The organism is Promicromonospora sp. NPDC110617 (genome assembly GCF_055598465.1).
On the sequence record NZ_JBVKBM010000002.1, the window covers coordinates 93,536 to 116,937 of the forward strand.

A 23,402-nucleotide genomic window follows, 5' to 3' on the forward strand; every position below is an offset into this window, starting at 1 on the left:
TGGGGCGGCGACGCGAAGCGGCGCCGCCCGCGTCAGGCGGGGACGGCGAGCGGCACCGGTGCGACGTGCACCGGGAAGTTGACCGAGCGCGAGATGAAGCACATCGCGTGCGCCTTGTGGTGCAGCGCGGCCACGTGCTCGTCCGTGGCGAGCTCGCCCGCGTCCGCCACGACCCGCGGGTGCAGCGTCACGTCCGTGAACGCGCCCTCGCCCCGCGACTCGACGCGCATGGTGCCCGTCGCCGCGTCCGAGTACTCCCGCACGACCAGCCCCGACTCCGCCGCCAGGTGCAGGAACCACAGCATGTGGCACTGGCTCAGGCTGACGACGAACAGCTCCTCGGGGTTGTAGCGGCCCGGGTCGCCCCGGAACGCCGGGTCCGCCGAGCCCAGGAGGGGCGGCTTGTGGGCCAGGTCGATCTCGTGGTCGCGCGAGTACGCGGTGTACGACGACGTACCCGTGTCCCCCGCGCCCGTCCACCGCACCGTCACGGCGTAGTCATGCGTGGCTCCGCTCATGCTGCTCACCCTAGCGGGGCGGGGTGACGAGGGCCACGCCTCCCGGGCGGCCGGACGGGCCGGCCGGGCGGGCCGTCAGGCGCCCGGGAGCTGACGGACCGTGACCGCGCTCTGCTCCTTCGGCGTGCGCCCGCCCTCGACCCCGACGAGCTCCAGCGTGCCCTCGCCGAACAGGTCCACGCGGTCACCGACCACGGCGTCGACCGTGGCCCGCCGCCCGTCGTCCGAGCGCACCAGGAGACGCGCCGTCGGCACGCCGTCGCGCGGCCCGGCGATCATGACGCCGACCCGTGTGGCACCGAACCGCGCCTGCGCGCTCTGCCTCACCCGGACGAGCGAGCCCTCGCCCGGGCCCGTCCCCGTGTCGTCGGCCACGGCGGCCCCTCTCCCTCGTTCGACGGCGGTCACTTCATCGACCCGCCGTAGGTCACGGAGTCGAAGTTCTCATAGAACTCGTCCGCGGACATGGTGATGGTCCCCGGCTTGGTGTTCCCGTCCGAGCCCGTGCCGCCGTTCGGGCCCCACGGGTTGACCAGCGTGATCGTCTTGCCGTCGGCCGAGACGCCGTCCACCACGTACACGTGGTTGTTGACGACCTCCTTGTCCGGAGGCGGGTCGCCGAACCAGCCGCCGCCGTCCGGGCTGGCGGCCACGACCGGCTCGCCGTTGGCCAGACGGTCCTTGATGGAGCTGAGGCTGGGCGGGTCCTCCCACGGCAGCATCGGGTCGAGCGTCTCGGTGGTGGTGTCCTTGCCCGTCATCATCTCCAGCGCCCTGGACGCGCTGTCGTACTCGATGTCGTCGTACTGGCCACCCAGGTGCTGGACGGCGGCCTTCTCGTAGATGGAGATCCACGACGGGTCACCGCTCGGGTCACCGGCCGCGTTCTCGTACACCTGCGAGTCCACGGTGACCTTGACCGGCTCGCCGTCCTCGTAGAACGTCACGGTGTAGGTGCCGTCGTCGTTGCGCTTGATGTGCTCGCGGATCCACTCCGGGTCCCGCTCGGCGATGGCGCCCGCCGAGGCGAGGAACCAGCAGTCCGCGAGACTGCCCTGCTCGATCTGGCTCGCGTCGATCGCCTTGTCGTCGAGCGGCACGTTGCCGGCGTCCTCGAGCTTGCCGAGATCGCCCGCTGCCTTGTCCTTGTCGCCCTGGCCGCCGGACGAGCTCTGGTCCGTCCCCTCCGGGCCCCGGCCGGCGGTGCCGCCCACGGCGCCGCCGACGCCGCCGTCGTACGTCTCGCTCGTCCGCTCCTGGGCGTCCGCGTTCGCGATGACGCGCCGCCCCACCTCCGCGAGGCCCAGCGCGACCGCGCGCAGGGCCCCGGAGTGCGTCACGTGCCACTCCTCGAGGAAGCCCTCGTGGTCCGGACCGGACCACGCCGTCGTCGAGACCGCCTGCGTGATCTGGCCGACCGCCGTCTCGAGCACGTCGCTCTGCTGGACCATCATGTTTCCGAGGGTCCGGAGCGCGCTGATGTCCGCGCCGTACATCTCCGACATACCAGGCAACCTCCTCGTCGAGATCACTGTAGAGCACTGCTGCCCGCCGCCGCCAGGACGCATGCCCCGGGCAACGCTCCCTGGCACGTGCGCGACACGCACCTCCGCAGCACGCCGGAGGGCCGGACCGGACCCCGCGCAGGGGTCCGGTCCGGCCCTCCGGCGCGGGGCCGGCTCCGGCCGCGTCAGCCCGCGACGGCGGCCTTGCGCCGGGACCGGCTCGCCGCGGTCCCGTTCGCCTTGGCGCCCGTGGCCTTGGCCTTGGCGGCCTTCGGCGCCCCGTTGGTCGGCGCGGCGTCCACGGGTGCATGGCCGTCGAGGATCTCGGCGAGGTACGTCCCGGTGTGGCTCTCCGGAACCTCCGCCACGACCTCGGGCGTGCCCTGCGCCACGACCATGCCGCCGCCGCTGCCGCCCTCCGGGCCCATGTCGATGACCCAGTCGGCGCTCTTGATGACGTCCAGGTTGTGCTCGATCACGATGACCGTGTTGCCCTTGTCCGCCAGTGACTGCAGCACGCCGAGCAGCCGGCGCACGTCCTCGAAGTGCAGGCCGGTGGTCGGCTCGTCCAGCACGTAGGCCGAGCGGCCCGACGAGCGCTTCTGCAGCTCCGCCGCCAGCTTGACGCGCTGCGCCTCGCCGCCGGACAGCGTGGGGGCGGGCTGCCCGAGCCGCACGTACCCGAGGCCGACGTCGACCAGCGTGGACAGGTGCCGCGAGATCGCCGGGAACGCCTTGAAGAACTCGGCGGCCTCCTCGATCGGCATGTCGAGCACGTCGGCCACCGTCTTGCCCTTGAAGTGCACCTCGAGGGTCTCGCGGTTGTACCGCGCGCCGTGGCAGACCTCGCACGGCACGTAGACGTCCGGCAGGAAGTTCATCTCGATCTTGATCGTGCCGTCGCCCGCGCACGCCTCGCAGCGCCCGCCCTTGACGTTGAACGAGAAGCGGCCCGGCCCGTAGCCGCGCACCTTGGCCTCCTCGGTCTCCGCAAAGATCTTGCGGATCCGGTCCCACACGCCCGTGTAGGTGGCGGGGTTGGACCGCGGCGTGCGGCCGATCGGGCCCTGGTCCACGTGGACCACCTTGTCGAGCTGGTCCAGGCCCGTCACGCGCTTGTGCCGGCCGGCCACCCGGCGGGCGCCGTTGAGCTGGTTGGCCATGACCGTGTAGAGGATCGAGTTCACGAGCGTCGACTTGCCCGAGCCCGAGACGCCCGACACCACGGTCAGCACGCCGAGCGGGAAGGACACGTCGACGTCGCGCAGGTTGTTCTCGTGCGCGCCGACCACCGTGACCTGCCGGTCGGCGTCGACGGGCCGGCGCTGCGCCGGGAGCGGGATCGACCGTCGCCCGGCGAGGTACGCGCCCGTGAGCGAGTCCTGCTGCTCCAGCAGCCCGGCGTAGTCGCCCGAGTGGATGACGACGCCGCCGTGCTCGCCCGCGCCCGGGCCGATGTCGACGATCCAGTCGGCCGCGCGGATCGTGTCCTCGTCGTGCTCGACGACGATCAGCGTGTTGCCCAGGTCCCGCAGCCGGGTGAGCGTGTCGATGAGCCGGCGGTTGTCGCGCTGGTGCAGGCCGATCGACGGCTCGTCCAGCACGTACAGCACGCCGACCAGGCCGGAGCCGATCTGGGTCGCCAGCCGGATGCGCTGCGCCTCGCCGCCCGACAGCGTGCCCGCGGGCCGCTCCAGCGTCAGGTAGTGCAGCCCGACGTCGAGCAGGAAGCCCAGCCGGGCGTGGATCTCCTTGAGGACCTCCGTCGCGATCTGCGCCTCGCGGACACCGAGCTCGATGCCCTTGAGGAACTCGGCGGCCTCCCCCACGGGCAGGCGGCAGACGTCGGCGATGGACAGGCCGTCCACCTTGACCGCGAGGACCTCCGGCTTGAGCCGCGCGCCGCCGCAGGTCGGGCACGGGACCTCGCGCATGTAGGCCTCGTACTTCTCCTTCGACCAGTCCGAGTCGGTCTCGCGGTGGCGCCGCTCCAGGAACGTCACCGCGCCCTCGAAGCCGGTCGAGTACTGCCGCTCACGACCCCACCGGTTCTTGTACTTGACGTGCACCTTGTGGTCGCGGCCGTGCAGGATCGCCTCCCGCGCCCGGGCCGGCAGCGCGCGCCACGGCACGTCCATGGAGAACTTCATCTCCTCGGCCAGCGCGGAGAGCACCCGCTCGAAGTACTCCGACGACGTCTGCGCCCACGGGGCGACGGCGCCGCCGCGCAGCGTCTGCTCGTCGTCCGGCACGATGAGGTCCGGGTCGACCTCCAGGCGGAAGCCGATGCCGGTGCACTCGGGACACGCGCCGTAGGGCGCGTTGAACGAGAAGGTCCGCGGCTCGATCTCGTCGAGTGCCAGGGGGTGCTCGTTGGGGCACGCCCGCTTCTCGGAGAACTTGCGCGTCCGCGTGATGTCATCGATGTCGGCGTCGACCAGCTCGATCATGACCAGGCCGTTCGCCAGGGCGAGCGCGGTCTCCACCGAGTCGGTGAGCCGGCGCTGCACGCCCTCGCGCGCCACGAGCCGGTCCACGACCACCTCGATGTCGTGCTTCAGCTTCTTCTCGAGCGTGGGCGGGTCGGTCAGCTGGACCACCTCGCCGTCGACCCGGGCGCGGGAGAAGCCCTTGGCCTGCAGCTCCTTGAAGAGGTCCGCGTACTCGCCCTTGCGGCCGCGCACGACGGGCGCCAGCACCTGGTACCGGGTGTTCTCCGGCAGCTCCAGGATCTGGTCCACGATCTGCTGCGGCGTCTGCGACTGCACCTTCTCGCCGCACACCGGGCAGAACTGCGTGCCCGCGCGCGCATAAAGCAGGCGCAGGTAGTCGTAGACCTCGGTGATGGTGCCGACGGTGGACCGCGGGTTGCGGTTGGTGGACTTCTGGTCGATCGACACCGCGGGCGACAGACCCTCGATGAAGTCGACGTCGGGCTTGTCCATCTGGCCCAGGAACTGCCGCGCGTAGGCGGAAAGGGACTCGACGTACCGGCGCTGACCTTCGGCGAAGATCGTGTCGAACGCGAGCGACGACTTGCCCGAGCCCGACAGCCCCGTGAAGACGATGAGCCGGTCCCTGGGAAGGTCCAGATCGACGTTCTTGAGGTTGTGCTCACGGGCACCGGAGACGACGAGACGATTGCTCACAGAGGCATCCTAGGGCGGACCACTGACATTCGCACGGGTGTTCTACGGATCGGGCTGGGAGACTCGTCACATCCGCACGGTTCAGCGGATCGCGCGCCCGTCGACGGCGCCGGACCGGCGCACGCGCGCCTGCAGGTCCAGCGCGCGCAGGAGGTCCTGCTCGTGGGCGTAGGAGCCGTCGACGAGCCGGCGGCGGACCTGCACGACCTCCTGCGCGTACTCGGCCGCCGTGTCCGACTTCCCGAGGTCGACGTGCACGGCGACGAGGTTGGTCAGCGCGGCCGCCAGGCCCGGCAGGTGCACCTCGGGGCTGCGCCCGGCGAGCTCCCGGCGCAGGCGCACGGCCTCCGTCGTCGGCTCCACGCCCTCCTGCGCACGGCCCGCGTCGAGGAGCGCGGCGCCGAGGTTGAGCAGGGCGTCGGCCAGGGGCGGCTCGAACCGGCCGGCGTCCTCCTCGGCGAGCTGCCGCAGCAGCCCCACCGCCTCCTGGGTGGGCGCCACGGCGTCGGCCGGCCGCCCGAGCTCGGCGTAGAGCACGCCCAGGTTGGAGAGCGAGTGCGCCAGGTGGTCCTCGCCGGGCTGACCGTCCTTGGCCAGGGCACGCCGGATCGCGACCGCCTCGCGTTCGAGCGGCAGGGCCTCCTCCGGCTCGCCCGCCCGGGAGTGCGTGACCGCGAGGTTGGACAGGGACGCCGCCAGCATCCGCCGGTACCGCGCGGGGTGCTCCCGGGCGAGCCGGCGGCGCAGCAGCACCGCCTCCCGCTCCAGCGAGATCGCCTCGTCGAGGTCCCCGAGCCGGGAGCGCACCGCGCCGAGCGACGCGAGGCTGTAGGCGAGCGTCCAGGTGTGCGTCGCGGCGTTCTCGCGGACCAGCTCGCGCCGCACGGCGACGGCCTCACCGAGCGGTTCGACCGCCTCGCGGTCACGGCCCAGCGCGGCGTACGCGTTGGCCAGGTTCGTCAGCGCGAACCCGAGCTCGTTGCGGTGCCGCTTCGGGGCCTGCCGCACCATCTCGCGGCTGAGCTCCACCGCCTCCCGCGCGAACGGCAGGGCCTCCCCCGGGCGGCTCTCGGTGAGCACCACCGAGCGGTTGGACAGCGCCGTGGTCAGGAACACCGACCACTGCCGCGGGTCGCGCTCCACCAGGTTCCGCAGGATCGGGAGCAGCTCGGCGAAGGTCTCGTCCTCCTCCTGGGGCGCCCCGGAGTCGTTGAGCACCACGTTCAGGCTGATCAGGACGCGGGCCAGCTCGGCCTCGCACCAGCCCCGGTCGCGCTCCGGGGCCGCCCGGCACAGCTCGACCGCCTCCCGGTGGGCGGCCAGCGCCTCCCGGCTGTGCCCGGCCCGCCAGCGCGCACTGCCCAGGGCGTTGATCGCCGAGACGAGGGCGGTGCGGTAGCGGTCCGGGTCGCCGGCGGCGATCCTGCGCCAGGCCTCGACCGCCGAGTCCAGCACCTCGAGCGACTCCGTCACCCGCGCCACGTCGCGCAGCGCGATGCCGAGGTCGACCAGCGCCTCCGCGCGGCCCACGGCGTCCTTCGCGACCGCGACGGCCCGCTCGCCCCGGTACACGTCGTCGGGCGAGGCGTCGACGACCGACCGCTGCTTGAGCAGGAACGCGGTCCGCAGCGCGCGCGGGTCGTCGCCGTAGGAGTCGGCGGCCCGGCGCAGGAGCTCGCCCGCCAGCGCGGTCGCCTCCGGCACCTCGGACAGCTCGACCTCCAGCCGCCGGGCGACCCGCACCACCCGCAGCGCCGCCTTGCGGGACAGGCCCCACGTGCACGACCCGACCAGGGAGACCGACCGGCCGAGCCGGTCCACGACGAGCAGGTCGCCGAGGCGGTCTGACCCGGCGGCGCTCGGTCCGAGCTCCGCGGTGGCGCCCGGGAGCCCGAGCAGCCAGCGCGCGCCCGCGCGCGCCGGGAGGCCGGGCACCACGCGGCGCAGCACGTCGCGCGCGCCCGCGGTGTCGTCGGCCCCGAGCAGGCAGGCCGCCGCGACGACGTCCTGCACCTCGTCGAGGCTCAGCTCCAGCCCGGCCTCCCGGGCCGACGCGGCCCACGAGACGGCGGCCACGTCCAGGAGCCCCCGCAAGGGGTTCGGCTCGTGGACCGGGACCGGCACGCCGGCCACGGTGAGGGCGGCGAGCGCCGCCGCCGCGTGCAGGTCGATCACGCGGGTGCCGTGGTCCGGCTCGTCCGCGGACAGGTCGCCGAGCGCAGGGGACGCCACGCCGAGGTGCGCGGCGTACGCGGCGACGGCGGCCTCCAGCACCATGACGTCGGTCAGGTCGGGGGCGAGCGAGACGGCCAGGGCCGTCTGCGTGGCGTCGCCCGGTCCGAGCTGCGTCCACAGCGTCGAGCCCCAGCGCAGCCGGCGCAGCCACTCCCCCGCGACGCGGGCGAGCATGAGCACCCGGGTGCGGCCGCGGGCGGGGCGGGCCAGGGCGTCGAGCATCGCGCCGAGGCCGCGCCGCGCCGCCGCGTCGTCCACGACGAACAGCACGTCGCCGACAGGGCGGGCGCGGACCGTGGCGGCCTCCTTGCCGCGCGGCACCCGGACGACGGTCCAGCCGGACCCGCTCAGCCGGTCGCCGAGCTCGCCCGCGAGCCGGGTCTTGCCGAAGCCGGCGGGGGCGACGACCAGGCGCAGGCTGACCGGCACGTCCGCCTCGGCCCAGGTGCGGAGCTCACCGAGCTCCCGCTCGCGGCCCAGGAACGGGACGACGGCGCGGGCCGGGTCGAGCAGCACGGCCGGCCACCGGGCGTCGTCGTGCGGGACGTCCTCGGCCGCAGCCGGGAGCGGGCCGCGGCCCACCGCCGTACGGGCGGTCCGGACCGCGGCAGCCAGCCTGGTCGAGACATCCGGGACCACCACGAGGACCAAGTCAACCGGACGAACGTCCAACACTCAAGAGGTAGCTGACGACTCATTCACCCCGGTAACAAAGCGGGTTCCGACAGATCAGCGCCACTCCGACAATGCGGGCAAAAGTTGCATACCGCCCTCGATCACGACATCCTTCCCTCGGCCGGGTGAGAATCCGGCCGTTCCACGACCGCACGGACGAAAGGCAGGCACGTGAGCCTGAACCTGAACAAGCTCGTCGACAAGGCCTACAAGGACCAGAGCATCGCCGCGATCCTCGCGGCGCCGCCGTCGGCGCTGCTGGGCCTCACGCCCAAGCACGACGAGATGCTCGCCGAGCTCAAGATCAAGACGGTCGCGGACCTGGGCAACTGGCAGCACGCCGTGCACGCCCAGGCGCTCGTGACCCTCGCGGACGCCGAGGTGCCCGCGATCGCCGGCGACAAGTAGCACCGCCGCGCCGGTCACGCACGAGGGCGCCCGTCCACCGCGCGGTGGGCGGGCGCCCTCGCGCGTCGGGCCCCTCGCACATCAGGCCCCGCGCGCGTCGGGCCTCAGAGCCCGAACCGCTCCACGTCCCGCATCTTGTTGGTCACGTCCAGCGCCGCGACCTTGTAGGCCTCGGCGAGCGTCGGGTAGTTGAAGACGGTGTCGACCAGGTGGTCCACGGTGCCGCCCGTGGTCATGATCGCCTGGCCGATGTGGATGATCTCCGTGGCGCCCGTCCCGAACACGTGCACGCCCAGCACCTTGCGGTCCTCGGTGGAGACGAGCAGCTTGAGCATCCCGTAGGAGTCGCCCACGATCTGCCCCCGCGCGAGCTCGCGGTAGCGCGCGACGCCCACCTCGTAGGGCACGCCCGCGGTGGTGAGCTGGTCCTCGGTGTCCCCGCAGTACGAGATCTCAGGGATCGTGTAGATCCCGATGGGCTGCAGCTCCAGCACGGACGAGACCGGCTCGCCGAACGCGTGGTACGCCGCGAGGCGCCCCTGCTCCTGCGAGGTCGCCGCGAGCGCCGGGAAGCCGATGACGTCGCCGACGGCGTAGATGTGCTCGACGTCGGTGCGGAACTGCTTGTCGACCTGGAGCCGGCCGCGCCGGTCCGCCTCGAGGCCGGCCGCCGCGAGGTCGAGCCCGTCGGTGGAGCCCTGCCGGCCGGCGGAGTACAGGACGCAGTCGGCGGGGATCCGCTTGCCGGAGGCCAGCGTCGTGACGGTGCCGTTCTCCCCTGCGGTGACCGACTCGACCTTCTCGCCCAGCCGGAAGGTGACCGACAGGTCGCGGAGCTGGAACTTGAGGGCCTCGACCACCTCGGAGTCGCAGAAGTCGAGGATCCGGTCTCGTGCCTCGACGACGGTGACCCGCGTGCCGAGCGCGGCGAAGAGGGAGGCGTACTCGATGCCGATCACGCCGGCGCCGACCACGACCATGGTCCGGGGCACCTGGCTGACGTCGAGGATGCCGTCGGAGTCGACCACGCGGACGCCGTCGAACGCGATGTTGGCGGGCCGCGCGGGCGCGGTGCCGACCGCGATGACCACCTTGTCGGCGGTCAGGCGCCGGACGACGTCGCCCTCGGCGTCGGCCACCGCGATGTCGTGCGGGCCGGTGAACCGGGCGGTGCCCACGACGGTCTCGACGTCGTTGCGGGCGAGCTGGTTGCGCACCACCTCGATCTCGCGGCCGATGACGTGCTGCAGGCGGGCCAGCAGGTCCGGGACGGTGATGTGCTCCTTGAGCCGGTAGCTGGAGCCGTAGACGTCGCGCATCTGCAGGCCCGTCAGGTACAGCACCGCCTCGCGCAGGGTCTTGGACGGGATGGTGCCGGTGTGCAGGCTCACCCCGCCGACCTGGTCGCGCCGTTCCACCACCGCCACACGTCTGCCGAGCTTGGCCGCGCCGATCGCGGCCTTCTGACCGCCGGGTCCGGAGCCGATCACGACGAGGTCGAAGTGGTTCTCACGTGCGTCCATGCTCAGAGTGTGGGGCGCGCGCGGGTGCAGGGCGAGCGTCTTCATCAAGAATTAACCGGCTGACCCGGGCGGATGGCAGGCTGCCCCCATGAGCACCTATGCAGTGAGCTACACCTACACCGACGACGTCGCGACCCGCGACGAGGTCCGCCCCGACCACCGCGCCTTCCTGCGCGCCCTCAACGCGGACGGCGTCGTGCGCGCCTCGGGCCCGGTCGACGGCGGGGTCGGTGCCCTGCTGATCCTCGAGGCGGAGTCGGCCGACGCGGCGCTGGCGATCCTGGACGAGGACCCGTTCGCGCTGCGGGGGCTGGTCGCCGAGCGCGGCGTGCGGCAGTGGGACGTGGTGATCGGCGGCCTCGCCGGGTAACGCTCGCCAAATTCACCCTATACCCATCCATACAGAGGTTTTTACGCAATAGTCACGTTCCGAGCATGGCGTGGCGCGCTTCGTGGTGCACATGATGCCTGTTCGAACACTGCTGACTAGGTTCGGGGAGGCACTGCATGACCTCTGTCGACGGTACATCGGTGGGATACGACCAGATCGGCCCGCGCATCTGCGTGACGCCGCCCTACTACGCACTCAGCGAGCTGACCAGCCTGGAACCCGGGCTCACCAGCGCACGGGTCCCGGTCCAGTCGCCGACGGGACGGCAGGCCACACCGGTCAACATCGCGGAGGCCGGCAGGCATCTCGCCATCCTCGGCCTCTGCGCGGCGGCCACGACCAACCCGAGCTCCAGGCGGCACTACTACCTCGCGCACCGCGGCGTCGGCCGGATGTATCCGGCCACCGCCGGCCCCCCGACCGCACTCACCGGGACCGCGAGCGCGCAGATGACGGGCCGGCACCGCGCCGAGGCCCGGACCGAGCTGCGCGACGCCCACGGCAACCTCGTGGCGCAGATGGACGTCGAGTACCTCGTCATGTCCGTACCGGTCTTCCGCCGCATGATGGGGCCGGCCCGGGCCCCTGACGCGGAGGAGCCGGCCAACCCCTACGCCCTGCCCGCCCCGCTCGAGGACGTCGCCACGGACGCCCGGAACGCCGCGGCCAAGCTGGCGGTCGAGGCGTCGATGTGCCGGGGACACTTCGACAGCTATCCGGCGCTGCCCGTGTCGGTGGCCGGCTACGCCGCGTTCGCGCTCTTCGACCACGTGCTGGAGGCCGCGGCGGGTCCCGGCTCCCGCTGGCTGCCGGGGCTCTTCCGGCTGCGGGCGGACAACCTGGCCGCGGCGGGCGAGCTCTGCACGGTGGACGTCGAGCCCTCGGCCCCGGCCGAGCCCGCCGTCCACGGCCAGGCGTTCACCGGGACCATCCGGTCCGGGGACCGGGAGATCTTCTCGATCGAGGTCGACTACACGGTGGTCTGACCCGGCACGACAGCCCGCAGGCCGGCGGCCGCGCCCCGCAGGGGACGCGGCCGCCGGCCTGCTGTGTCGTCACCGGATCCCGCACGGGGTCACTTCGTGGCGTCCTCCGGCTCGGGCGCCGGCTGGGCCGCCTCGATCCGCGCGTCGTACGCGGACTTGATCAGGCTCGCCACGGTGCCGACCGCGAGGGAGACCACGATCACCGTGAGCGACAGCCAGATCGGGATCTCGGGGGCCCAGTGGAAGCCCTCGCCACCGTTGATCCAGGGGATCGAGTTGGTGTGCAGCGCCTCGAGGATCAGCTTGATGCCGATGAAGCCGAGGACGGCCGCGAGCGCGTACGGCAGGTACACCAGCCGGTCGAGCAGGCCGCCCAGCAGGAAGTAGAGCTGGCGCAGGCCCATCAGCGCGAACAGGTTGGTGGCGAACACGATGAACGGGTCCTTGGTGATGCCGAAGATCGCGGGGATCGAGTCGACCGCGAACAGGACGTCCGTCGAGCCGATGGCCAGGAACACGATGATGAGCGGCGTGAACAGGCGGCGGCCGTCGACCGTGGTGGTCAGCTTCCCGTCGTTGTACTGGTGGTGCAGCGGCAGGACCCGGCGCATCAGTCGGATGAGCGCGTTCTCCTTGTAGTCGTCGTGCTCGTCCTCCTTCTCCGGGATCGCCTGCTGGATCGCCGTGTAGATGAGGAACGCGCCGAAGAGGTAGAAGAGCCAGGTGAACTGCTCGATCAGGGCGGCACCGGCGAGGATGAACGCGGCGCGGAAGATCAGCGCCATGATGATGCCCACCATGAGCACCTTCTGCTGCTGGTCACGCGGCACCGCGAACCGGGCCATGATGATGACGAACACGAAGAGGTTGTCGACGCTCAGGGAGTACTCCGTGAGCCAGCCGGCGTAGAACTCCCCCGCCGGTGTGCTGCCGCCGACGGCCCAGACGATGATGCCGTAGACCACGGCGAGGCCCACGTAGAAGCTCACCCAGATGGCGCTCTCCCTCATGGTCGGGACGTGCGGTCGCCGCCCGACGATGAGGAGGTCGGCGACCAGCAGCAGGACCATCGCGCCGAGCGAGATCAGTTCGAAGGTCACGGGCAGTTCGTGGACCATTGTTTCCTTCCGGAACAGGGAGGAACGCGCGATCGCATCGAGCCTCCGGTGAGCACAGCAGGGCACCGGAGGTCTTCCTCGCCCGCCCGTGCACCAGCCTGGCCGAGACCACGCACCGGTGCACCACGAGCCGGCCAGGCCGAGCTGGCGTCATCGGCAGCTGTGATGACGACCGGGCCGTTCCGAGGTACTCCCCTCCAACGGAGGGAAGCATACGGGACGTCAGGTTTGTTCCCGTACGTGATCTGCGGCACGTTCAGCGGAGCGTGACCACCAGCTTGCCGCGCGCGTGCCCGTGCCCGGCCACCTGCCGGACGGCGGTCACGGCGCGCTCCAGCGGGTAGGTGGCGCTCACGATCGGCAGCAGCACGCCGTCGGCGACCATGCCGTCCAGCACGGCCAGGTCCTCGCCGCTCGTGGTCGCCGTGACGTTCACGATCCGGTACGGCCGGAACCGCGACAGGAGCGGCGCCACCGCCAGCTCGGGCAGGGGGCCGAGCAGGCCCTCCCGGCTCCCGTCGTTGGCCAGGAGCAGCCCGCCCGGCACGAGCACGCGGCCGAGGGCCCGCAGCGGGTACCGGCCCGCGTTGGTGAGGACGACGTCGAAGCGCGGCTCGCCCGCCGTCACGTCGTCCTGCGTGTAGTCGACGACCTCGGACGCACCGAGCTCGCGCACCATGGCGGCGTTGCGCGGGCCGCACACCCCGGTCACGTGGGCACCCCAGGCCGCCGCGATCTGCACCGCGAAGTGCCCGATCCCGCCGCCCGCGCCCGTGATCGCGATGTTCTGCCCGGCCGTGAGCTCGGCCGCGCGCAGGAACTGCAGGGCGGTGACGGCGGCCATGGGCATCGCCGCCGCCTCGACGTGGGCGAGGTCGACCGGCCGGCGGGCGATGCTGCCGACGTCCGCGAGCGCCAGCTCCGCGAACGTGCCGCTCGTCCCGAAGCCGTAGACCTCGTCGCCCGGCCCGAACGCGGTGACGCCCGGACCGGCCTCGACCACGACGCCCGAGAGGTCCGCGCCGCGCACCGGGGGCCGCGGGCCGGTGAGGCCGCCGAGCGTCGGGCGGGCGATGAGCGGCTGCCCGGCGGCGTAGTGCCAGTCGTAGGGGTTGACGCCGGCCGCGTGCACCTGGACCAGCACCTGGCCCTCGCCGGGCACCGGTTCGGGGACCTCGCGGACCGCGAGGGCGTCCCAGCCGTACCTGTCCTGCGTCAGTGCCCGCATCCGGTCCCGCCACTTCTCCCGACGTGCGCTGCCACCCTGCGCGATCAGGGTCCTCCGGGCCGCGTGAGCGGGTCAAGGATGAACTCGGTGCCTCACTCCAGGCAGATCACTGCAGCAGATCACTGCAGGCAGAACTCGTTGCCCTCGGGGTCGCGCAGCACGATCCAGAACTCCCCGAGCTCGGCGACCTCGTCCACCACGCTCGCGCCGAGCGCGGTGACCCGCGCCGCCTCGGCGCGGATCTTCGCCTCCCGCTCCTCGCCGGCCAGGCCGGCGGCCACGTTGACGTCGAGGTGGACGCGGTTCTTGGCCGTCCGCGGCTCGGGCACCTTCTGGATGAAGATGCGCGGACCCACGCCGTCCGGGTCGCTGACGGCGTTCTTGTCGTTCCACCGCTCCTCGGGCAGGCCCCAGGCGGTCAAGGCCTCCTCCCACGTGGCGAAACCCGCGGGCGGCGCGTCGCGCACGTAGCCGAGCACCTCGCACCAGAAGTCGCCGAGCGCACGCGGGTCGGCCGCGTCGAAGGTCACCTGGAACGTCAGGGCCATGCTGCTGCACTCCGTCCGTGTCGCCGGTCCGTGTCGCCGGTCCGTCTGGACCGCGACGCCCTCAGGCCGTCGCGGCCTGCATCTGCCGCAGCTCCTTCTTAAGCCCCGAGATCTCGTCACGCAGGCGCGCGGCGACCTCGAACTGCAGCTCCGCGGCCGCGGCGTGCATCTGGTCGGCGAGCTCCTGGATGAGCTCGGCCAGCTCGCTCGCGGCGGCGCCCGCCAGCCGGTTGCCCGACGTCGCCGCCTCCTTGGGCGAACCCGGCACCGGGGCCCGGCCCTCGCCCTTCGCCTTGCGGCTGTTGCGGTACCCGCCGGCCAGCAGCTCGGCGGTGTCGAGGTCCTCACGGGCGAGCATGTCGGTCACGTCGGCGATCTTCTTGCGCAGCGGCTGGGGGTCCAGGCCCCGCTCGGTGTTGTAGGCGATCTGCTTCTCGCGACGCCGGTTGGTCTCGTCCAGCGCCATCTGCATGGCCGGCGTGATCTTGTCCGCGTACATGTGCACCTGGCCCGACACGTTACGTGCCGCGCGGCCGATCGTCTGGATCAGCGAGCGCCCGGACCGCAGGAAGCCCTCCTTGTCGGCGTCGAGGATCGCGACCAGCGACACCTCGGGCAGGTCGAGGCCCTCGCGCAGCAGGTTGATACCCACGAGCACGTCGTACTCGCCGAGCCGCAGCTCGCGCAGCAGCTCGACGCGGCGCAGCGTGTCCACGTCGGAGTGCAGGTAGCGCACCCGCACGTTGCGCTCCAGGAAGTAGTCCGTGAGGTCCTCGGCCATCTTCTTGGTCAGCGTGGTCACCAGGACGCGCTCGTCGCGGTCCACGCGGTCGCGGATCTCGCCCAGCAGGTCGTCGATCTGGCCGGTCGTCGGCTTGACGACGACCTCGGGGTCGATCAGGCCGGTGGGGCGGATGACCTGCTCGACGACGCCGTCCGACAGCGACCGCTCGTAGTCGCCGGGCGTGGCCGAGAGGTACACGGTCTGCCCGATGCGCTCGGTGAACTCCTCCCATTTCAGGGGGCGGTTGTCCATCGCGCTCGGCAGGCGGAAGCCGTGGTCGACGAGCGCGCGCTTGCGGGACGCGTCGCCCTCGAACATCGCCCCGATCTGCGGCACCGTCTGGTGCGACTCGTCGATGACGAGCAGGAAGTCCTCGGGGAAGTAGTCGAGCAGCGTGTTGGGCGCGGTGCCCGGCTCGCGGCCGTCGATGTGCATCGAGTAGTTCTCGATGCCGGCGCAGGTGCCGATCGAGCGCATCATCTCGATGTCGTAGGTGGTGCGCATGCGCAGCCGCTGGGCCTCCAGCAGCTTGCCCTGCTTCTCCAGCTCGGCCAGCCGCTCCTCGAGCTCCTTCTCGATGCCGCCGATGGCGCGCTCCATGCGCTCCGGGCCCGCCACGTAGTGCGTGGCCGGGAACACGTAGATCGATTCCTCGTTGCGCACCACGTCGCCCGTGAGCGGGTGCAGCGTCTGGATCGACTCGATCTCGTCGCCGAACATCTCGATGCGGATCGCGAGCTCCTCGTACACCGGGATGATCTCCACGGTGTCGCCACGCACCCGGAACGTGCCGCGCGTGAACGACATGTCGTTACGCGTGTACTGCATGGTGACGAACTGGCGCAGCAGGTCGTCCCGGTCCACGACGTCGCCGACGTCGAGCCGGACCATGCGGTCCACGTACTCCTGCGGCGTGCCCAGGCCGTAGATGCAGGACACCGAGGCGACCACGACGACGTCGCGGCGCGTCAGCAGCGACGAGGTGGCCGAGTGCCGCAGGCGCTCCACCTCGTCGTTGATCGAGGAGTCCTTCTCGATGTAGGTGTCCGTCTGCGCGATGTACGCCTCGGGCTGGTAGTAGTCGTAGTACGAGACGAAGTACTCGACCGCGTTGTTCGGCAGCAGCTCGCGGAACTCCGTGGCGAGCTGCGCGGCGAGCGTCTTGTTGGGTGCCATGACCAGGGTGGGGCGCTGGAGCTTCTCGACGAGCCAGGCCGTGGTCGCGGACTTGCCCGTACCCGTGGCGCCGAGCAGCACCACGTCCTTCTCGCCCGCCTGGACACGTTCGGTCAGCTCGGCGATGGCCGTCGGCTGGTCGCCGGCGGGCTGGTACTCGGAGATGACCTCGAACGGGGCCACCGTGCGCTGCAGATCGGTCACGGGTCGCATGTCACTACCGTACGGCGGACCACTGACACTCAGGTCCTCAGTGCAGCGTCCCCGCCGCCACGGCTGGTTCCGCGACCTCGCCGCGGGCCGCCGCGAGCGCCGTGCGCACCACGATCTCCAGGGCACGGGCGAGCTCGCCGACCGGGAGGTGCGCCTCGCCGCCGTCCACGAGGGCGGACGCCGACGCCTCGGCCCCGACCTCCTCGGTGGTGCGCGGCACGTGCACGAAGCCGGAGAGCACGCCGGGCCGCGCGGCCAGCGCGTGCTGGAGGGCGTAGAAGGTGGCGTTGCAGACGTACGTGCCGGCGCTGTACGTGACGCCGGCGGGGATGCCGGCCTCGCGGACGGCGTCGACCGCCGCCTTGACGGGGAGGGTGGCGAACCGGGCGGCGGGGCCGCCGTCGACCACCGGGGCGTCGACCGGCTGGGCGCCGCCGTTGTCGGGGATGCGCGCGTCCATCAGGTTGATCGCCACGCGCTCGACCCGCACCTGGGTGACGCCGGCGGCCAGGCCCACGGCCACGACGACGTCGGGCTGGTGCTCGTCCAGCAGGCGCAGCAGCGGGCCGTCCGGCTTGCGGACCTGGTCGAACTCGACCGGGAGGACGGCGGTGACCAGCTCCTCGGGCCCCGCCCAGCGCTCCGCGAGCACGGCGACCGCTTCTGCGGAGGCGTTGACGGCGTCGCCGCCGAACGGCTCGAACCCCGTGACCAGAACCTTCATCGTGCCTGCTCCTCCCCCGGGGCGGCCCGGTTCACACGGTGTCCGCCTCCGCCTCCTGCGCGACCTCGCCGGCCACGCGCTGCCACAGCGTATCGACCTGGGAGCGCAGGTCGTCCTCGCTGCCGGAACCGTCGAGGGTGACGTCCGCGGCGGCGAGCCGCTCGTCGTCGCCGGCCTGCGCCGCGATGCGGGCCCGGGCGGCGTCCTCGGTCAGGCCCCGGCGCTCCACGAGGCGGCGCACGCGCTGCTCCGCGGGGGTGTGCACCACGACGACGAGGTGGAAGTGCTCGGCCTGCCCGGTCTCGACCAGCAGCGGGATGTCGTGCACGACGACGGCCGCAGGGTCGGCGGCGCCCGCCATGGCCTCGCGCTCCGCCGAGAGCCGGCGCACCTCGGGGTGGACGATCTCGTTGAGGCGGGCGCGCGCGGCGGCGTCGGCGAACACCAGGGCCCCGAGGGCCGGGCGGTCGAGACCGCCGTCCGCCGTCAGGACGCCGGGGCCGAACGCCTCGACGATCTCGGCCAGGCCGACCGAGCCGGGCGCGACGGCTTCCCGGGCCAGCAGGTCGTGGTCGACGACGACGGCGCCGAGCTCGGCCAGGCGCACGGTCGCGACCGACTTGCCGGCCGCGATCCCTCCGGTCAGTCCGATGCGGAACATGGGGTCCTCAGTGCCGGGATCGTTGGGGTTCTGCCGTGGTCCCGGTCGGCACGTACGGTGTGACCGCACGTCCCGCGACCTGGACGGGCACGGGACCACAGTACGCCAGCACGAAGGAGCACGATGATCGTCGACAGGGGCCGGCCGGCCTGGCTCACCTGGACCGTCCGGGCGGTCGCCGCCGCGGGGCTGGTCGTCGTGCTGTGGGCCTGCCTGACGGCGTGGGGCGCGGTGGTGCACGGGCATCCCGCCTATGCCGTGCTGCTGGTCCTGACCGTCCTGGGCTGCGCGTGGGCGCTGTGGCGCAGCAGCCGGCCGCGTCCGGCCCGCCCGGGCGGGCGCCGGGTCCTCGACGTGGCGCTGGTCGTCGCGGGGGCCGTCTGGATCGCCGCGACGGCCTGGCTGCGCCCCTTCACGGCCGTCGAGCCGGCGCTGACCGCGATGTTCTCGGACGGGGCCGTCACCGTCACCGAGTCCGCGACGCGGGTCGTGCTCGCGCCCACCGAGGACACAGCCGGCACAGCCGGGGACGCGGACGCGGCCGGGGACGCAACCGGCACCGCCGTCTTCTTCCAGCCCGGCGCCAAGGTCGAGGCCCGGGCCTACGCCGCGGTGCTGCGCCCGCTGGCCGAGGCGGGACACACGGTGGTGATCGCCAAGCAGCCGCTCGCCGTCGCGTTCCTCGCCGGCGGGGCCTTCGACGCCGCCCGGGAGGCGGTCCCGACCGCGGAGCGCTGGGTCGTGGGCGGGCACTCGCTCGGCGGCGTCGTCGCGTCCACGGACGCTGCCGCCGCGGCGGACGACGCCGACGCGCCCGCCGTCGGCCTGCTGCTGTACGCGTCCTACCCGGCCGAGGACCTGAGCTCGCTGCCGGTGGCCGTCGAGTCCGTCTCCGCCTCGCGGGACGGCCTCGCCACGCCGGCCAAGATCGAGGCCGCGCGCGCGAACCTGCCGCCGTCCACCACGTACACCGTGGTGGACGGCGCGGTCCACGCCTTCTTCGGCGACTACGGGCCGCAGCCCGGCGACGGCACCGCGACGATCACCCACGACGAGGCCCGGTCCCGGATCTCGGACGCGACCACGTCGTTCGTCGACTCCCTGGACCGGTAGGACCGGGCGGCACGGACCCCGCACCCGAGGGCGCAGGGTCCGTGCCGGGTCCTCAGACCCGGACCGGGGTCCGTGTGGGCTTGCGCTCGGGCGTGAACGCCACCGGCAGCACCGCCGGGTAGCGCGACCACGGCGACGGCGCCCACGTGACCTGCGGGTCGGTGAGCCGCAGGTCGAGGCGCTCCATCAGGCTCTCGACGGCGATCTTCACCACGAGCCGCCCCGGGCGGCGGGCGGGGCACGCGTGCGGCCCCACGCCGAACGACAGGTGCGACCGGTTGCCGGCCTCGAACAGGTCGTCCTCGGTGCGCACCCGCGGGTCGTTGTTCGCCGCGGCGAGGCCCATCACGATCGCGTCGCCGGCCCGGATCTGCGCCCGGCCCAGCGTGCAGTCGGTGACGGCGTACCGCGCGGGCAGGTTGGCGACGGGCGGCTCGCCCCACAGCGTCTCGTCCATCGCGTCGTCCAGCCCGCGGCGCACCCCCGTGACGCGGCCCGTGTACCGCGGGTCGGTCAGCATGCGGCGCAGCGTGGCCGCGATCCAGGTCACCAGCATCTCGTTGGCCGCGCAGATCGCCACCACCATCGAGTGCACGATCTCGGTGTCGTCCTCGAAGTTGGGGTGCGCGACGTACTTGGCGGTCAGGTTGGGCCCCGGGTTCTGCCGGGTGGCCTGCACGTGGTCCAGCACGATCTGGTCCATCGTGGTCAGCGCCGCCACTGCGTCGCCACCGTGCCCGAACACGCCGTGCGCGCAGCGCAGCAGGGCGATCCCCTGCGGCTCGCTGAAGCCGAACATGCCCGAGACGGCCAGGAACGACACCGCGGCCGCGTACTCGCCGATCAGGTCCGCGTCGCCCCGGTCCGCGAAGGAGTCGATGAGCCGGCCGCAGACGCCGCGCACCATGGCCGCGGTCTGCGCCTCGTCGATGGAGGCGAACGCCTCGTCCACCGGCAGCCGCAGCCGCCGGTGCTCCGCGCCGTCGGCGTAGTACAGCGCGCGCCGTCCGGCCGGGGAGAGGATCGCGTGCAGCGAGGAGTTCAGCGGCAGCCGCTCGCTCCAGTGCCGCGGGTCCCTGGCGAAGACGCTCTCCGTACGCATCACCTCCATGACCTCGGCGTGCCCGAGCACGAGCCAGCCGGGGACACCCGGCTCCAGGTCCACGGGGGCCACGGGGCCCCACTGGTCCTGCAGCTTGCGCAGCGCCGCCGTCATGTCCTCGGCACCGGTCAGCTCCACCAGCGCCAGCCGGCCCCCGCTGCTCTGCGGCTCGAGCTCGGACATGGCACTCCACCCGTCGATATTCATGGACTCATCCATCGATTCGTGGGGCGACCTGCGTAGACGCCCGATCGAGGGTTTCTATCACGGCCGTCCAGGAACGCGTAACACGCCTGTGGTCCGGATCACCCCAGGGTGCCCGCTACCGTCGGCCCGGCTGTGCGCGCGACGCCCCCGCGGGGTCCGCGTGACCGCCGCCGGGCGGTCCGCGTGGGACGATTCGACGGTGAGCATGCACGGAGGCGGCGGGAGCATGGGCGGGGGCCGCTCGATGCGCTCGTTCACGCAGGACCAGTCCGTCACCCGACAGCGCCTCGGCTGGCCCACCCTGCGCCGGATCGTCTCGTTCGCCCGGCCCTACCGGGGCCGGCTCACCCTGTTCGTGCTGATCCTGGCCCTGGAGGCCGCCGCGGGGGCGGCCACGCCGCTGCTGTTCCAGCGGCTCATCGACCACGGGATCACCGCCGGCGACACCCGCCTGGTCGTGCTGCTGGCGGCCGCCGCCGGCGTGCTGGCGATCCTGGCCGCCGGGCTGTCCGTGGCGGACCGGCTCGTGTCGTCCCAGGTGGGCGAGGGCCTCATCCTCGACCTGCGGGTGGCGGTGTTCGACCACGTCCAGCGCATGCCGCTGGCCTTCTTCTCCCGGGCCCGCACCGGAGCCCTCGTGCAGCGCCTCAACGGCGACGTGCTCGGGGCGCAGCGCGCCTTCACCACCACCCTGCAGACCGTCGTGTCCAACACGCTGACCATCACGTTCACGCTCGCGGCGATGTTCACCATGTCGTGGGAGCTCACCCTCGGGGCCCTCGTGCTGGTGCCGCTGTTCGTGTTCCCGGCCCGGTGGTTCGGCCGCCGGCTCGCCGGTCTGACCCGCCGCGGCATGGAGGTCGACGCCGACCTGGGCCAGGTCATGAACGAGCGGTTCAACGTGGCCGGCGCCCACCTCGTCAAGGTCTTCGGGGACCCGGACGCCGAGTCCGAGCGGTTCGCCGGCCCCGCCCGCGAGCGCCGCGACCTCGGCGTGCGCACGGCGCTGCTCGGCACGTGGTTCCGGGTGGGCCTGTCCACCATCGCGTCCCTGGCCGTGGCGGGCGTCTACGGGTTCGGCGGCCTGCAGGCCATCGCGGGCGAGCTCACCGTCGGCACCGTCGTGGCGCTGGCCACCTACCTGACGCGCCTGTACGGGCCGCTGACGGCGATGGCGAACGTCCAGGTGGACGTGATGACGGCGCTCGTCTCGTTCGAGCGCGTGCTGGAGGTGCTGGACCTGGAGCCGTCGGTGGCCGAGCGGCCGGACGCCGCCGACCTGCGGGCCGCCGTCGCGGCCCGGGGCGCCTCGCTCTCGCTCGCGGACGTGACGTTCCGGTACCCGCGGGCGGAGGACGTGTCGCTCGCGTCCCTGGAGTCGGTGGCCGGGCCGCGCAAGGACCCGACGACGGACACGCTGCGTGACGTCTCGTTCGAGGTGCCCGCCGGGTCGATGGTCGCGCTGGTGGGCCCGTCGGGGGCCGGCAAGACGACGGTCTCGCAGCTCGTCAGCCGCATGCACGACCCGACCGCGGGGACCGTCCGCATCGCCGGCGAGGACCTGCGGGACGTGACGTTCGCGTCGCTGCGGGCCACGGTCGGCGTCGTCTCGCAGGACGCGCACATGTTCCACGACACGGTCGCGGCGAACCTGCGGTTCGTCCGCGCGGAGGCCACCGACGCCGACCTGGAGCGGGTGCTGCGCCAGGCGCGCATCTGGGACCTGGTCGACCGGCTGCCGGAGGGCCTGGAGACCGTCGTGGGCGACCGCGGCTACCGGCTGTCGGGCGGCGAGCGGCAGCGCCTGGCGATCGCGCGGCTGCTGCTGCGGGCGCCCGACATCGTCGTGCTCGACGAGGCCACCGCGCACCTCGACTCCGAGTCCGAGGCGGCCGTGCAGGTGGCGCTCGACCAGGCCCTGGCCGGGCGGACGTCGCTGGTCATCGCGCACCGCCTGTCGACGGTGCGCGCCGCGGACCGCATCGTGGTGCTCGACGACGGGCGGGTGGTCCAGTCCGGGACGCACGCCGAGCTGCTCGCCGCGGGCGGCCTGTACGCCGACCTGTACCGGACGCAGTTCGCCGAGGCCTCCTGAGCGCCCCGGCCCCGCCTGCCGGGCCGGGGCCGTACCGCTGCCGGACGGTACCGGCGCCGAACCGCACCGCTCCCGGGCCGGGCGCACCGCACCCGCGGCTGGGAGGATGGACCGTGTGGGAACGCACCACCACCAGCACCTGCCCGACGGCGGCCGCGGCCGCCTGACCGCCGCGTTCGGCATCACGGCGGCGGTCCTGGTCGCGCAGGTCGTCGGCGCTCTGCTCACGGGCAGCCTCGCGCTGCTCGTCGACACGGTGCACCTGCTGACCGACGCCGCGGGGCTCGCGATGGCCCTGTTCGCGGCCCGCCTGGCGCTGCGTCCGCCGTCGGCGCGCCGCACCTGGGGGTACCGGCGGGCGGAGGTGATCGCGGCGCTCGCCCAGGCGGGCGTCCTGCTGGTCGTGGGCGTGTACGTCCTGGTGGAGGGCGTGCTGCGGCTCGTGGCGCCGCCCGAGGTGCCCGGCCCCGAGCTCGTCGTCTTCGGCGTGGTGGGCCTGGTGGGGAACCTCGCCGCGATGGCCGTCCTGGCCGGGCGCCGGACGGCGAACCTGAACCTGCGCGCTGCGTTCCTGGAGGTCGTGAACGACGCGCTGGGCTCGCTCGCGGTGGTCGTCGCGGCCCTGGTCATCACGTTCACGGGCTGGCAGCGGGCCGACGTCGTGGCGGGGCTCCTGATCGGCGCGCTGATCCTCCCGCGAGCCCTGCGCCTGCTGCGCGAGACCGTCTCGGTGCTCCTGGAGTCGTCGCCGCCCAGGCTGGACCTCGACGAGGTGCGTGCCCACCTGCTGGACCTCGACCACGTGGAGGACGTGCACGACATGCACGCGTCGCTGATCGCCACCGGCCTGCCGGTGCTCAGCGCCCACGTGGTGGTCCGCACCGACTGCTTCACCGACGGGCACGCCGCCCGCATCCTGGACCAGCTCCAGGAGTGCGTGGCGCAGCACTTCGACATCGCGGTGGAGCACTCCACGTTCCAGGTCGAGCCGCACACGCACGTCGCGCACGAGCACCCGCAGCACGCCTGACCGCCTGCTGCCC

Annotated in this window: 19 protein-coding genes; 6 read left to right on the top strand and 13 right to left on the bottom strand. The window is 72.9% G+C overall.

Features of this window, described 5'->3' with window-relative positions; translation table 11 throughout:
• Positions 1-32: 32 nt before the first annotated feature.
• The 5 genes from ACZ7LE_RS11230 to ACZ7LE_RS11250 all read right to left on the bottom strand — a co-directional run bounded on the left by ACZ7LE_RS11230 (position 33) and on the right by ACZ7LE_RS11250 (position 8,049).
• On the bottom strand, positions 33-518 hold the full coding sequence (locus tag ACZ7LE_RS11230) for an OsmC family protein (protein WP_377236624.1): 486 nt from the start codon (positions 516-518) through the stop codon (positions 33-35).
• 75 nt (positions 519-593) lie between these two features.
• Complete coding sequence (locus tag ACZ7LE_RS11235; RefSeq protein ID WP_470403380.1) at positions 594-893, bottom strand: hypothetical protein; 300 nt, start codon at positions 891-893, stop codon at positions 594-596.
• A gap of 29 nt (positions 894-922) precedes the next feature.
• Positions 923-2,023 (bottom strand): C2 family cysteine protease, encoded by a 1,101-nt coding sequence (locus ACZ7LE_RS11240; RefSeq protein ID WP_470403381.1) that lies wholly within the window; start codon positions 2,021-2,023, stop codon positions 923-925.
• A 185-nt stretch (positions 2,024-2,208) separates the two neighbouring features.
• A complete protein-coding gene (gene uvrA, locus ACZ7LE_RS11245) occupies positions 2,209-5,172 on the bottom strand; it encodes an excinuclease ABC subunit UvrA (protein ID WP_470403382.1) in 2,964 nt (987 codons plus the stop codon).
• Between the two features lie 81 nt (positions 5,173-5,253).
• Positions 5,254-8,049 (bottom strand): tetratricopeptide repeat protein, encoded by a 2,796-nt coding sequence (locus tag ACZ7LE_RS11250; RefSeq protein ID WP_470403383.1) that lies wholly within the window; start codon positions 8,047-8,049, stop codon positions 5,254-5,256.
• Between the two features lie 204 nt (positions 8,050-8,253).
• Here ACZ7LE_RS11250 and ACZ7LE_RS11255 point away from each other — a divergent pair, with 204 nt between their 5' ends.
• On the top strand, positions 8,254-8,490 hold the full coding sequence (locus tag ACZ7LE_RS11255; RefSeq protein ID WP_020014780.1) for a hypothetical protein: 237 nt from the start codon (positions 8,254-8,256) through the stop codon (positions 8,488-8,490).
• Between the two features lie 104 nt (positions 8,491-8,594).
• Here the strand turns inward: ACZ7LE_RS11255 and sthA are convergent, their stop codons facing one another.
• On the bottom strand, positions 8,595-10,013 hold the full coding sequence (gene sthA / locus ACZ7LE_RS11260) for a Si-specific NAD(P)(+) transhydrogenase (protein ID WP_470403384.1): 1,419 nt from the start codon (positions 10,011-10,013) through the stop codon (positions 8,595-8,597).
• A gap of 88 nt (positions 10,014-10,101) precedes the next feature.
• Between sthA and ACZ7LE_RS11265 the strand changes: the two genes are divergently transcribed.
• Both ACZ7LE_RS11265 and ACZ7LE_RS11270 read left to right on the top strand, forming a co-directional pair.
• Complete coding sequence (locus tag ACZ7LE_RS11265; RefSeq protein ID WP_377228526.1) at positions 10,102-10,383, top strand: YciI family protein; 282 nt, start codon at positions 10,102-10,104, stop codon at positions 10,381-10,383.
• 137 nt (positions 10,384-10,520) lie between these two features.
• Positions 10,521-11,390 (top strand): hypothetical protein, encoded by an 870-nt coding sequence (locus ACZ7LE_RS11270; protein WP_470403385.1) that lies wholly within the window; start codon positions 10,521-10,523, stop codon positions 11,388-11,390.
• An 89-nt stretch (positions 11,391-11,479) separates the two neighbouring features.
• On the opposite strand, the gene ACZ7LE_RS11275 is transcribed toward ACZ7LE_RS11270, so the two are convergent.
• The 6 genes from ACZ7LE_RS11275 to coaE all read right to left on the bottom strand — a co-directional run bounded on the left by ACZ7LE_RS11275 (position 11,480) and on the right by coaE (position 17,842).
• The gene (locus ACZ7LE_RS11275) at positions 11,480-12,508 is read right to left on the bottom strand and encodes a TerC family protein (RefSeq protein ID WP_470403386.1); all 1,029 of its coding nucleotides are present in this window, start codon (positions 12,506-12,508) and stop codon (positions 11,480-11,482) included.
• A 256-nt stretch (positions 12,509-12,764) separates the two neighbouring features.
• On the bottom strand, positions 12,765-13,736 hold the full coding sequence (locus ACZ7LE_RS11280) for an NAD(P)-dependent alcohol dehydrogenase (RefSeq protein ID WP_470403387.1): 972 nt from the start codon (positions 13,734-13,736) through the stop codon (positions 12,765-12,767).
• A gap of 119 nt (positions 13,737-13,855) precedes the next feature.
• Positions 13,856-14,284: a VOC family protein gene (locus ACZ7LE_RS11285; protein WP_470403388.1), complete on the bottom strand. Its 429-nt coding sequence runs from the start codon at positions 14,282-14,284 to the stop codon at positions 13,856-13,858.
• Positions 14,285-14,345: 61 nt separating this feature from the next.
• A complete protein-coding gene (gene uvrB, locus ACZ7LE_RS11290; RefSeq protein ID WP_470403389.1) occupies positions 14,346-16,457 on the bottom strand; it encodes an excinuclease ABC subunit UvrB in 2,112 nt (703 codons plus the stop codon).
• A 37-nt stretch (positions 16,458-16,494) separates the two neighbouring features.
• Positions 16,495-17,181: a pyroglutamyl-peptidase I gene (locus ACZ7LE_RS11295; protein WP_470403390.1), complete on the bottom strand. Its 687-nt coding sequence runs from the start codon at positions 17,179-17,181 to the stop codon at positions 16,495-16,497.
• Between the two features lie 31 nt (positions 17,182-17,212).
• Entirely contained in the window at positions 17,213-17,842 is a 630-nt protein-coding gene (gene coaE, locus ACZ7LE_RS11300) for a dephospho-CoA kinase (RefSeq protein WP_470403391.1), read from the bottom strand.
• A 123-nt stretch (positions 17,843-17,965) separates the two neighbouring features.
• Between coaE and ACZ7LE_RS11305 the strand changes: the two genes are divergently transcribed.
• On the top strand, positions 17,966-18,955 hold the full coding sequence (locus ACZ7LE_RS11305; protein WP_470403392.1) for an alpha/beta hydrolase: 990 nt from the start codon (positions 17,966-17,968) through the stop codon (positions 18,953-18,955).
• A 52-nt stretch (positions 18,956-19,007) separates the two neighbouring features.
• On the opposite strand, the gene ACZ7LE_RS11310 is transcribed toward ACZ7LE_RS11305, so the two are convergent.
• Positions 19,008-20,240, bottom strand: coding sequence for a cytochrome P450 family protein (locus tag ACZ7LE_RS11310; RefSeq protein WP_470403393.1), 1,233 nt, complete (start codon positions 20,238-20,240; stop codon positions 19,008-19,010).
• A 229-nt stretch (positions 20,241-20,469) separates the two neighbouring features.
• Here ACZ7LE_RS11310 and ACZ7LE_RS11315 point away from each other — a divergent pair, with 229 nt between their 5' ends.
• Both ACZ7LE_RS11315 and ACZ7LE_RS11320 read left to right on the top strand, forming a co-directional pair.
• Positions 20,470-22,359 carry an ABC transporter ATP-binding protein gene (locus ACZ7LE_RS11315; protein WP_470404536.1) on the top strand — a complete coding sequence of 630 codons (1,890 nt, stop codon included), beginning with the start codon at positions 20,470-20,472 and terminating at the stop codon, positions 22,357-22,359.
• A gap of 106 nt (positions 22,360-22,465) precedes the next feature.
• A complete protein-coding gene (locus ACZ7LE_RS11320; RefSeq protein ID WP_470403394.1) occupies positions 22,466-23,389 on the top strand; it encodes a cation diffusion facilitator family transporter in 924 nt (307 codons plus the stop codon).
• The last annotated feature ends 13 nt before the right edge of the window (positions 23,390-23,402 follow it).